This is a genomic window from Patescibacteria group bacterium, from assembly GCA_041664365.1.
In the GTDB taxonomy this organism is placed as follows: Bacteria; Patescibacteriota; Patescibacteriia; order UM-FILTER-42-10; family UM-FILTER-42-10; genus JAHJEX01.
The window spans coordinates 1-10,902 of record JBAYKW010000017.1; the positions used below are offsets into that span (position 1 = coordinate 1).

The 10,902-nt window shown below is 35.2% G+C and carries 12 protein-coding genes and 2 tRNA genes; 3 read left to right on the forward strand and 11 right to left on the reverse strand.

The annotated features are described in order from the left end of the window. The 11 genes from WCW66_06725 to WCW66_06775 form a co-directional block, all read right to left on the reverse strand. A partial coding sequence (locus tag WCW66_06725) for an NAD(P)/FAD-dependent oxidoreductase (protein MFA6392400.1) occupies positions 1-384 on the reverse strand: 384 nt, incomplete at its 3' end. A gap of 9 nt (positions 385-393) precedes the next feature. Continuing rightward, on the reverse strand, positions 394-1,644 hold the full coding sequence (locus tag WCW66_06730; GenBank protein ID MFA6392401.1) for a DEAD/DEAH box helicase: 1,251 nt from the start codon (positions 1,642-1,644) through the stop codon (positions 394-396). 45 nt (positions 1,645-1,689) lie between these two features. Then, complete coding sequence (locus WCW66_06735) at positions 1,690-2,265, reverse strand: hypothetical protein (GenBank protein MFA6392402.1); 576 nt, start codon at positions 2,263-2,265, stop codon at positions 1,690-1,692. A gap of 19 nt (positions 2,266-2,284) precedes the next feature. After that, positions 2,285-2,566, reverse strand: a complete 282-nt coding sequence (locus WCW66_06740; protein MFA6392403.1) for a DUF3850 domain-containing protein — start codon at positions 2,564-2,566, stop codon at positions 2,285-2,287. A 7-nt stretch (positions 2,567-2,573) separates the two neighbouring features. Next, positions 2,574-3,104 (reverse strand): YkgJ family cysteine cluster protein, encoded by a 531-nt coding sequence (locus WCW66_06745; protein ID MFA6392404.1) that lies wholly within the window; start codon positions 3,102-3,104, stop codon positions 2,574-2,576. 236 nt (positions 3,105-3,340) lie between these two features. Continuing rightward, positions 3,341-3,427: transfer RNA gene (locus WCW66_06750), tRNA-Ser, on the reverse strand. A 126-nt stretch (positions 3,428-3,553) separates the two neighbouring features. Continuing rightward, complete coding sequence (locus WCW66_06755; GenBank protein ID MFA6392405.1) at positions 3,554-3,814, reverse strand: GIY-YIG nuclease family protein; 261 nt, start codon at positions 3,812-3,814, stop codon at positions 3,554-3,556. Positions 3,815-3,932: 118 nt separating this feature from the next. Further along, on the reverse strand, positions 3,933-4,142 hold the full coding sequence (locus tag WCW66_06760; GenBank protein ID MFA6392406.1) for a hypothetical protein: 210 nt from the start codon (positions 4,140-4,142) through the stop codon (positions 3,933-3,935). Positions 4,143-4,206: 64 nt separating this feature from the next. Beyond that, positions 4,207-5,082, reverse strand: coding sequence for a hypothetical protein (locus WCW66_06765; protein ID MFA6392407.1), 876 nt, complete (start codon positions 5,080-5,082; stop codon positions 4,207-4,209). Positions 5,083-5,088: 6 nt separating this feature from the next. Further along, positions 5,089-6,153 (reverse strand): O-antigen ligase family protein, encoded by a 1,065-nt coding sequence (locus WCW66_06770; GenBank protein MFA6392408.1) that lies wholly within the window; start codon positions 6,151-6,153, stop codon positions 5,089-5,091. Between the two features lie 546 nt (positions 6,154-6,699). Next, positions 6,700-8,121, reverse strand: a complete 1,422-nt coding sequence (locus WCW66_06775) for a flippase (GenBank protein ID MFA6392409.1) — start codon at positions 8,119-8,121, stop codon at positions 6,700-6,702. Between the two features lie 243 nt (positions 8,122-8,364). On the opposite strand from WCW66_06775, the gene WCW66_06780 reads away from it, so the two are divergent. The 3 genes from WCW66_06780 to WCW66_06790 all read left to right on the forward strand — a co-directional run. Then, positions 8,365-9,900, forward strand: a complete 1,536-nt coding sequence (locus WCW66_06780) for a SpoIID/LytB domain-containing protein (protein MFA6392410.1) — start codon at positions 8,365-8,367, stop codon at positions 9,898-9,900. A gap of 4 nt (positions 9,901-9,904) precedes the next feature. Next, positions 9,905-9,975, forward strand: a tRNA-Pro gene (locus WCW66_06785). Positions 9,976-9,984: 9 nt separating this feature from the next. Beyond that, positions 9,985-10,902: hypothetical protein (locus WCW66_06790; protein ID MFA6392411.1), on the forward strand; the 918-nt coding region annotated here is incomplete at its 3' end.

The window sequence follows — 10,902 nt, forward strand, 5'->3', positions numbered from 1 at the left end:
TTCTTTGAGATATCTTTGCAAAACTTTCAACACATCTTCCGCGCGGTCGGATGTCGGAAAAACTCTTTTTCCTCTTTCTGTTTTAAGCGGCAAGTTATGCGATTTAAAAAATTGCATTGTTTCTTCCGGACCAAAGCAAGCCAAAGATGAAAATAAAAATTTCCCGTTCGCACCGATTTTTTTTATGAATTCGCGATTGTCAGGCTGATTTTGCGTCAGATTGCATCTGCCTTTGCCGGTCATAAGCAATTTTTTTCCGAGATTGTTATTTTTTTCCAAAAGCACCACGCTGGCGCCCAATTCCGCCGCTCTTCCGGCTGCCATCATACCCGCCGGTCCGCCGCCGATAACCGCCACGTCAAATATTTCTATGGTTTCTTGCATAAATTAAAATTAATATCTTCGGGGTTTATGAAATCTATATGATCGATAATCGTCTCTGTTTTTTGGAGCGGTATTTTCCCGTCTTCTCGGCATTTCTGTTTTTTGTTGCGTTAATCCTTTTCTCATTGGAGGAAGTTCCGGAGTTTTTGAAATGGGAATATTTTTTCGAACCAAACGTTCAATGTCCCGCAATTCCCCTCTTTGATATGGAGTGGCGAATGATATGGCGTGCCCGACCGCTCCGGCTCGCGCTGTTCGGCCGATGCGATGCACGTAATCTTCGCTGTTTTCCGGCAAATCATAATTGATAACCAATTCAATGCCGACAACATCCACTCCGCGAGACGCGACATCGGTCGCAACCAATACTCTGTATTTACCGGTTTTAAATCCGGCAAGCGCTTCTCTGCGCTGGCCAAGAGATCTGTTTGAATGAATTTCATTTGCCGTATATCCCAAAGATTGAATTGATTCGTTTAATTTTTTCGCGCCGTGTTTTGTTCGCGTAAAAATAAGTACCGATCCTTTATATTGCGTTAATAATTTTTCCAATAATGGAAATTTATCTTGCTGCGGAATAATAAAAATTTCTTGCGTAACTTTTTCCACAGTCGTTCCGGTCGGCGCGACTTCAATTTGTATCGGAAGTTTCATGTACATTTTTGCCATGGTTAAAATTTCGGCCGGCATGGTGGCGGAAAAAAGCATTGTCTGTCTTTCCGGAGAAATTGCCTGAAATATGGTTTTAATTTGCGGCGCGAATCCCATATCCAACATTCGGTCAGCTTCATCCAAAACCGCGATAACTACATTATTAAGCCGAACCGTTCTTTGCTGAAGATGATCATTTAAACGGCCGGGTGTGGCGATAATAATATGAGGATTTCTATTTAAGGCGCGAATTTGCGCACCCATTGGCGCTCCGCCAATTACCACGGCTGTTCTTAATCCCACTGCTGCGCCTACTTTATATAACGCTTCATCAACTTGCAAAGCAAGTTCGCGAGTCGGCAAAACAATAAGTCCACAGCCTTTTATTTGGTTAAGCCGTTGAATCATCGGCAGTCCGAAAGCAAATGTTTTACCTGTTCCGGTTTGAGCAATACCGACCACATCTTTTCCTTCGAGAGCGGTTGGAATGGTTTTTTGCTGAATCGGAGTCGGAATAGTGATATGCAATTTTAAAAGACTGTTATAAAGCGCCGGAGCAATGCCGAGTTCGGAAAAATTTTGAACTGTACTCTGTGAATTTTGAGTCATAAAATATAATGTTTAATACGTTTAATTAATAAAATTGAAATGAATTTATTTTTTAAAAATTTTGCGATGATAAACGGAGAAAATCAGAGAAGTACATATAATTACTAAATATACAGGAAAAGCGCATGATGAAAAATTCCAAATTTTTATTGCTGCAAAACTTGTAAGCGCGTTGAATAATCCAGTAATGTAAGCAGTAACAGTTTCTGTTTCCGGATATTTCCATGATTTTACCAAAGTGGGAATTCCTGCAAATAAATCACTTGCTATTGCAAACACAATCGCGATAATCGGTTCTTTGGTTATACCCCAAAGAATAAGCGCCAATGCTGAACAAAGCCCGCAGAGATAATCAAATTTTTCCAATTTCCAATAAGAATTTTTATTTACAAAAGAAGCGATAAAAATTAATAAAGGACAAAATCCGGCCATAAAAACGGGTAAAACAGACCATCTTACTCCGCTTGAAATCGCCGCAAAGGTCGCTATTAATGGAGCAATAGACCACATCAGCCAAGTAACTTTATTCGGCTTGGTATTTCCTTTTAAAGTTTCTTTTATATAAGAAAATACTCCTGATAATTGAACCGCCGCTCCGACGAAAACTAAATATTGCAACATAATTTATTTTAACAATTTTTTATTTAAATTTAAATTTTTTACGCACGGCTAAAATCAACAAGCCGTATTTTTCAATATCTTTCTTTTTATAAAATTTATTAAGTTCTTTAGTGTTTAGTTTATACAAAACTTCGCATTCAACTTTCCTGCCCGTAATATTTTTTGTTTTATCTTTTTGCTCAACCAAAACGATAGTATCGCCTGATTTGCATTTAAAATCGGCCAATCTCACTTCAAATCTTTTTCTGCCGTCAATTATCGCCTCAAAATATTTTTGCTGGACATTCTTTTTAATTTTCATAGTTCCTCTATTTGGACAATAATTTATTGTCATTGGCAAATTTTTTAATATTCTTGATATAAAAATTATCATCAATTCTCATATCTCTCTTAATTTTCTTCAATCTGTTTATTTCAGATTTTGATAAAGGCATTGTTCCTTTGTATTTGACCTGAATGGGACACTCGGGAATTTCATTGAAAAAACCGGCTCCTTTTTTTGGATAATAATCAAAAGGATAAAGACGGCATATTAATGGCCTAAAGTTGTGAATCGAACAAACGCCTAATTTATTTAAAAATACGCAAGCGCCATTTTTCTTCTTTTTCATTCTTAAAAGCCTGTGATCCAATAACATTTTTCGATAACTTTTTTCAATATTTTTTTTAATGGCCGATGATGTTAGTTTTGAAAAATCCAAAAATTCTGAAAAATCTTTTCCTGTTTTCTTCTTTATTTTTATGGCATCTAAAATGCCGATAAAAATAATGCCTTCTTCGTCATCTTTCAAACAGCAGCAATTATCTTTGCATTTGGAGCAAAATTTCAAATAATTCATAAATTACAGTTATATCAATTAATAAAAAAAATAAAACGGAGGAGGCAGCATCCCTCTTACTATCGGGATTGCTGTTTGTTGCCAATCGCTTCGCTCTTGGACAAATAGGGAAGATTCGCTTCTCGCCATTGCTATGGCTCGAAACCTTCGCCCCCTCGTCGGGGGCTGCGGCCCGCGGTTCGAATCTTATCTATCTGTGTATTTACATATTTTATTAAAAATAAAATATGTAAATACGGAGGCGAGAGGATTCGAACCTCTGATACCCTTACGGGTATAGCAGTTTTCGAAACTGCCGCTTTCGACCACTCAGCCACGCCTCCACACCAAACGGGAATATTATATTTACATCCCGTACATTTATCTTCATAAATTGTGCCATTAAAATATTATTTATTTTTTCCACTCCCGTTTGGTGTGGAGGCACGCCTCTTAAAGATAATTAAATTTTATGTATTTTCTAACGTGCTCTCAAGTCTCTTTTTTAACTGAGCAAAAGCTCTAGATTTTAACTTTAAATTATGTTCGCGATGCCTTGCATCTTTTTCAGAAAAATAAGCTTCATAATAAATTAATTTCAATGGTCGATAAAAATTAGTAGAAACAACTTTCCCTAAATTATGTTCCTCTAATCTTTTATTTAAATCTGAAGTTGACCCAATATAAAACCATTTATCTTTAAAACTTTTTAAAATATAAACAAAAAACATAAATTAATCTGCAAGATTCTTATCTTATATTTTATACTTATTTTTCCTATTCGTCAAAATAAACAGGGTCCTTGACTTCTCAATCAAGGACCCCTTTTAATCTCTAATTGATATTACTTCATTTTAAGTCTAATGATATGACTTTCACCAACTTCGGATGAGACGGAATCAACGTGTATGGACCCTTTTTTTTCTTCATCTCTTTTTTGACTCCCCACCACTTTTTATTCGCTTCTTCAAATGCTCGGGCTTGCGTCGTGGATTTAAGCCCTATTTTAATTATATTCCCCCAATCATCTGTATAATGCAGATACCATTCGCCTTTCATGTCCCCCTCCTTTTTTCTAATTATCTTTGATAATATCAGATTTTAGACAAATCGTCAATAAATTCTATTTAGCATTAACAATTTCCTGATATTCTTGCAAAAAATTTTTATCAAAAATTTGCGAGCCGTATTCTGTTTTTATTTGTTCTACCCCTTCAATTAGGCTTGTGCGTGCATATTCCTTTTCTATTTTATTACTCATATCTTTATATTCCTGCATATGAGTAATAATGCGATCTATTATTCCTTCTAAATCAGCCTTGTCTTCTATCCAGGCTGATTCGCCCGGTTTTAAATTTTTTTTCATATCAGGATGTCGCTTATTCATAATTTCACCGAATTTATCTAAATCAATAATACCGCTTTCTATGGTTGCAGAAGAGCCTTTCAACTGTAAATCATTTTGGATAAACCCTTTTTGATCAACCCAAAATTGGACTTTCTCACCATCAGAAAGTGATTTTATTTTAGTCGGTCTTAATCTCTTTTCCCAAAGCGGTTGTTGGTGGTGGTCCCATATAAATTTTCCCACACCCCTTTCTTCCATAAAAGTAACAGTATATAATTGTCGAAAAAAAGATTTATTACCTGCTGTAATAGAATCAATAGCCGCATCAAATTGATCTTTTACTTCTTGGGCGTATTCTTGATGCATTTTGATTTCTTCTTCTGACATATTTTCTTGTTCTTCCGCCGGCCCTACTTGTTCTTGGGCTGTCTGTTGCTGCGATTCTTGGTGTTTACGGAAAGTAAATGCTTCAGCAGTAGCAAAATTGGTCATTAAAGTCAAACCAAAAATTAAATTTCTGACCGGTCTTGGTACGCCGCCAAATCTGAATTTTGAAAATAAATTATTTTCTTTATCTTTGATTTCTGTTATCGGATCTTTTTTCTCGATTTCCGGCTCTTGCCCCATAAATTGTTCGTAAGATCTTTCCATATTTAATTAAATTAATTTTTTAATCATTTCCTCCTCTTCTTTTAAGATATTTTCCCATAAATTAAAATTCTTAGAAGAAATAATTTCCATTTTATCTTTTAAATTTTTATTCAAGAGATCAATATTATCGGAATTATTTTCAATCAAATTAATAAAAATATCCGTTTGTTCGGAATCTAAATGATTGATTAACTTAATCCAAAAATCCTTATCTTTTTTATTAAGAGACGAAGAAGAAATAATTTTGGTTAATTTTCTCTTTTGAACAAGGTCTTTGAATAATTCATCCATATTATTCTTTTGATCTTCCATATTTATATTATATCTCATTTTATCGCTTTTGTCAATAATTATATTTAAACCAATAATCAACCAAAATAAAATTGACAAATCATTTTTAAAATAAGGAGTGTCAACTGCTCCGTGGACTAGTATTGTTACCATGGAAGCCAAAAGTGATAGAATCAATATTTGGTTATCTTTTCCCGAGTCTGAATTTCTAATTTCTAATTTCAAATTTCTAAACAATTCCCTAAATCCAAATTTAAAAAATTGAAAAATAATAATTAAAAAAACAATTAAACCTGCCAATCCTAATTCGCACCAAAGAGCCAAAAATAAATTGTGCGGATAAGGGTGGGTTTCCACTGAAATTAATTGATGCGTTATCGGATCGTAAAATCTGGCTTGATATTGAGGAATTAAATTTTGATAGCCATCCAATCCCACGCCTAAAATCGGATTGGTTTTAATCAAAGAAATCGCGCCTTGCCAAATATTAACCCGCAATTGTCCGGAAAGATTCTGAAAAGTCGCCTCTTGCCAAACATAATTTCGCGCCACCGGTAATAATTTAATAATCAATAATAAAATAATTAAAGCAATGGTTGTCCATTTTCTGCTTGATTTATGAATAAGTCCCATAAAAATCAGTCCAACTAAAACTCCCAAAATCGCCCCATTAGAACGCGCCAAAATTATCGCCGCGAGTGATAATACAAATACCAAGCTATAAGCTATAAACCATAAATATTTTTTGCGATTTGCGATTATTTGTCCAAAAGTCAGCACAATAATCGGACCCAAATACAATCCTAAAAAATTTGATTGAGGAAACAGACCGGTTGCCCGCCAAATTTTCGGCGCGCTCCAAACTTCCGTGCTCATCATGCCGCCGAAATGAAAAATCTTTTGGCAAATCGCCCAGACAGAACAATAAAAAGCGGAAAAAATCAGCGCATTTAAAATTAAATTCAAATCTTTTTTTGTTTTTATCAAGTCAAGGAAAACTATTAATAAAAGAATCGGCTCAACAAAATACGCCTTCCAAATCCCAGCTGCCTCTCGCAAGTTCGGAGCAATAAACATGGAAATGGTGGCTACTATTAACCAAATCGCAATTATCCAGAACCAGCTGTTTAATTTTAAATTTTGTCCGCCAGCTGGCGGATTGATTTTTGATTTTTGATTTTTGATTTTTTCTACCAGCCAAACAACAAATAAAATCAAAATCATTACTTCCAATAAAGTTATCGGCAAACCGGAAATCTGAAATCTGATTTGATAAGCCGGTAGAACAGCACAAATTAAAACTAAAAAATAAATATACATAAAAAATTATTTCAAATTCGCAATTTCTTTAATGGTTTGAGAAGAAATTGTTTTTAAAAAATAAAGCGCGGCAAAATATATTATTATTGCCACGAAAATCAAAAAGAATAAATTTTGACCGCTTAAAATCAACAGAAAAAATCCCATAATCAAGCTGGCCAGAAGCGATTTTGAACCGATTTTAAAATTTGGTAAAAATTTGGTCGTTTTATAAATAATCCAGAAAGATAAGACAGTAGTCAATAATTCGGCGACAATCGTCATATACGCCGCGCCGTAATAAGAATATTGGGGAATAAAAATAAGATAACCAATCAAGCCCACCAGAGCGGAAATAAAATAAAAAGGAAGCATTAATTTTTGTTTTTCTATGGCAACCACGGCATAAGTTGACAAAGTTCCCAAGAAAATCAAACCCGTGGCCCAAATTAAAATTCTGAGCGGTGGCGCAGAAACAAGAAAATCAGCGCCGGCGACAAACATCATTAAAGGCGCGGCCAAGCACATTGTTCCGATAATGAGCGGCCAAATAATAACCATAAAAAAATCAAAAGATTTTTGAAAAATCATTTTAAAAGATTCAAGATTTTTCTCGGCCCAAGAACGGCTTAAATAAGGCATAATCAACCCGACAAAAATCGGCGGGAATAAAATCAGAGTTTCCAAAATCCGATAAGACGCGCCGTAAATGCCAACATCATTCTGTGATTGAAATAAAGAAAGAATAATCGTATCGCCCTTGAAATAAACTGTTGTCAAAATCATTGAAAGAGCGACCGGCCAAGATTTTTTGAAAATATTAAAATGGGCATGAAAATCGGGCAATAAAGATATTTTAATTTGCTGGCCCAAAAAACGGTAAAGAACATAAAATTCAACCAAGCTGGAAAAAATGAGAGCGACTAAAATTCCGATCAAATTAGTTTTTAATAAAATAGCCGATTCAGTTAAAATCAATAAAACCAAACGGCCGGCAATTTCCGCAAAAACCACTTTTTTAATTTGCATTTTGGTCTGGAAAAAACCGGTCAACAACTGACTTAAAGAAGTGAAAATATAACTAAAAACAGTAATGAATATTCCGATTTTTATCAAACCGGAATATTGAGGAATCAATAAGGCAATCAACGGAGCAATAAATAAAAGAACAATACTGGAAATTAAACGAAAACTGAAAAAATCGCTGATTACTTTTTTTTCGTCGGTTTTGGGCGCGGAAAGTATTTGAATAAAAACCAAATATAAACCAAGATTGGCAAAAATGGCAAAAACTTGAAGAAATGAAGTCACGGTCGTGAATTGACCAAATCCTTCTGTGCCCAAATAGTGAGTAATCATGCTGAAAATAATCAGACTCAAAAAAAGGCTGATTATTTTACCGACCAAATGGACAAATGTATTTTTACTGACCAAACTGGTTAAGCTCATATCAGGTAGTGAAAATTTGACTGCTTAAATGATCTAATATTATTTAAATCTAAGTGTAGATACCAGAATAGCAAGAATTTGATTTATTAATATTTATTTTAGTCACGCTTCGGCGGGACGGTCAAATTTCTACTACCTGGCATATTTAATTAAATTATATCAAAAAATAGCAATTTGGCAATCGTACTCGCTGACAACAGGTGCGGGATTGACTAATTTTAGTTTTTTGTTAGAATGTACGATATGCGAAAGATTTTTTATTCAAAAATTATTTTTATTTTCTGGCTGTTGCCCGCCTTGTCTTTGGCTTTTCCGAATCAAACTTTCGCTCAATCAGATTATCAGGCTCAAAGATTACAACAAAGTTCAGTTGGCATACCGGAAGTAATCACAAGCGGAACCGTAGATTATTGGGTTAAATTTAAAAATATTGGCAAAATGTACTGGAGCGGTACCGGCACGCAATTTTTAACTTTGCGAACTGTTTCAGGAATGAAAAGTAAGTTTTCTTATCCGACTTGGTATGACTTTAACGCGCCAAATCGAATTAACTCAATTTCAACAGTTGATCCTCAGGGAGAAATAACTTTTAATTTTACTCTTTTAGCGCCTGATCAACCCGGTTTATATTGGGAAAAATTTAATCTTTTTGCCGGCAACACCTTGATTCCCGGCGGAGAAATTGAAATTCCTTTAAAAGTAATCCCTTCATCTTCAACGCCTGCTCCGACACCCGTGCCAACTCCTACTCCTACGCCCACACCAACGCCTACGCCAACTCCCACTCCGACAACAAAAACTTTCTGGCAAAGTATTCCGCCGGAAATAACCATTGCCACTCAACCTCTTTTTCAATGCGCATCTGAAGGGCCGGATATAAGAGTCGGCTTGCTTTATTTAGAAGAAAAAGAAAAAAAGAATTATTTGCCTTTTAAAATTTCAACTCTTAATAAAAAAGTTTATCAACTTCTTGACCAAAATAATAAACTTTTAATTCGCGTCAGTGACGGCGGAATTATGGAAGTGGATTTTGATTTTAAACTTAAACGCTATTTTATTCTTGACGATAAAGGAAAAAGATTGATGATGCTGGACTCTTTCGTGAAATTTAAAGGAGATGATTCAACGATTTTTAAAATTCAAAGTTGGCAAAACGGACCTTTTTGGGATGGCGGAGAAAATGATAATGAATTTCGAGGTAACATGGAAATACAATATAATGCCTCAACTCAACGGCTTTGGTTAATTAACCAATTACCGATGGAAGATTATTTAAAAGGATTAGGCGAAGCGGGAGATTCTTCTCCGATAGAATTTTTAAAAGCTCAAGCAATTGCCGCCAGAACTTATGCCACCTCCAGATATATCAGTCCTAAATATACCAATACACCGGATGGAGATTCATTGTTTACCGTGCGATCCACTCAGGCTGACCAAGTTTACCGAGGTTATCAACGCGAATTAAGAATGACCAATACTCTAACCGCTTTAATCGCGACTCAAGGCGTAGTGGCAACTTATCAAAATAATCCAATTTCAGCTTATTATTTCGCTCAAAGCGACGGACGAACCAGATCATCTGTTGAAGCGGTAATGACCGCGGCACCTGTGGATTATTTAGTTTCTAAAATAGATCCGCCCGGTCAAGGAAAAACTTTATTGGGCCATGGCGTGGGCATGCCTCAACGCAGCGCAATTGTGGCCGCCAATCAAGGCGCAAATTTTTCTCAAATTTTAAAATATTATTACACCGGAATTGATTTGACTAAAATATATTAAAAATCGGGCTGTAGTATACCGGTAGTACGTCTGCTTTGGGAGCAGATAGACTGGGTTCGATTCCCAGCAGCCCGATAAAAAAATATGGGAAAACCAAAATTCGGAGAACAATTTCCAATTGACAGCACCAATCGTTTGGATGTTTTAAAAAATCAGGATTTGCCTGAATATATTGATTTCATCCGAGAGGTTAGATTAAAATTGAAAGAATCAATTGAAAAAGATGGTTGGCCCGAATGTCCGAAAAATATTGAAAGTATTGATAAATTTTTTGATCTGGCAAAAAATACCGTTAATGAACGATGGAAAGATTTTGTTTTTTCCGCCTTGCAAGATAAATCAGCCGAATGGGCGAATAAAATTCCCGAGAACAAAGAATATAAGGAAATAAAAAAAATTCTTTCCGACCCCGACAAACTTGATGAGAATTTAGCCTTAAAACAATTTGAAATACTTGAACCTTTAAGAGAAATTATCCCTGAAGCTTGGCGGACACTGGTATTAGCTTCTTCGGAACAACAATTAGCGGCCATTGTTCTATCAAGAGAGTGGTCAAAAAAATTGACTGATGAAAATTTTTCAAAAATGGGCATTAACAAATCGGAGTTGGATTTATTTCTTGACGCAGCCGGAATCTTGGGAAAATATTTTGACCAAGCTTATGTTAAACAAATAGAATTGGCTGACGCGCCGGGCGGAAAAGAAGAAACTTCATTAAAAAACATTGATGGCGCCGAGCGTGTTTACGATATCTATAATTCTAAAAAAGATAAAGGTATTGACTTAAAACCATATTGCGATGTTTTTCCTTTTGAATGGCCAAAAATAGTAAGCAGATTTCAAGTTTTGGCTGATAAAACTGATCAACTTTTACAAGAAGGTAAAATCCCTGAAACCTACAAAAATTTACCCGCTTATTTTAAAAATTTAGCCGATGTTTACGGCTCTGATAATATTGACATTAAAGAACTTAATAAAAAATGGGAAAAATTAAGCCGGCAA

Bases quoted from the DNA above. Each gene is read 5' to 3' on its own strand.
- WCW66_06730 (MFA6392401.1), bottom strand. From the start codon at position 1,644: ATGACTCAAAATTCACAGAGTACAGTTCAAAATTTTTCCGAACTCGGC.
- WCW66_06735 (MFA6392402.1), bottom strand. From the start codon at position 2,265: ATGTTGCAATATTTAGTTTTCGTCGGAGCGGCGGTTCAATTATCAGGA.
- WCW66_06740 (MFA6392403.1), bottom strand. From the start codon at position 2,566: ATGAAAATTAAAAAGAATGTCCAGCAAAAATATTTTGAGGCGATAATT.
- WCW66_06745 (MFA6392404.1), bottom strand. From the start codon at position 3,104: ATGAATTATTTGAAATTTTGCTCCAAATGCAAAGATAATTGCTGCTGT.
- WCW66_06755 (MFA6392405.1), bottom strand. From the start codon at position 3,814: ATGTTTTTTGTTTATATTTTAAAAAGTTTTAAAGATAAATGGTTTTAT.
- WCW66_06760 (MFA6392406.1), bottom strand. From the start codon at position 4,142: ATGAAAGGCGAATGGTATCTGCATTATACAGATGATTGGGGGAATATA.
- WCW66_06765 (MFA6392407.1), bottom strand. From the start codon at position 5,082: ATGGAAAGATCTTACGAACAATTTATGGGGCAAGAGCCGGAAATCGAG.
- WCW66_06775 (MFA6392409.1), bottom strand. From the start codon at position 8,121: ATGAGCTTAACCAGTTTGGTCAGTAAAAATACATTTGTCCATTTGGTC.
- WCW66_06780 (MFA6392410.1), top strand. From the start codon at position 8,365: ATGCGAAAGATTTTTTATTCAAAAATTATTTTTATTTTCTGGCTGTTG.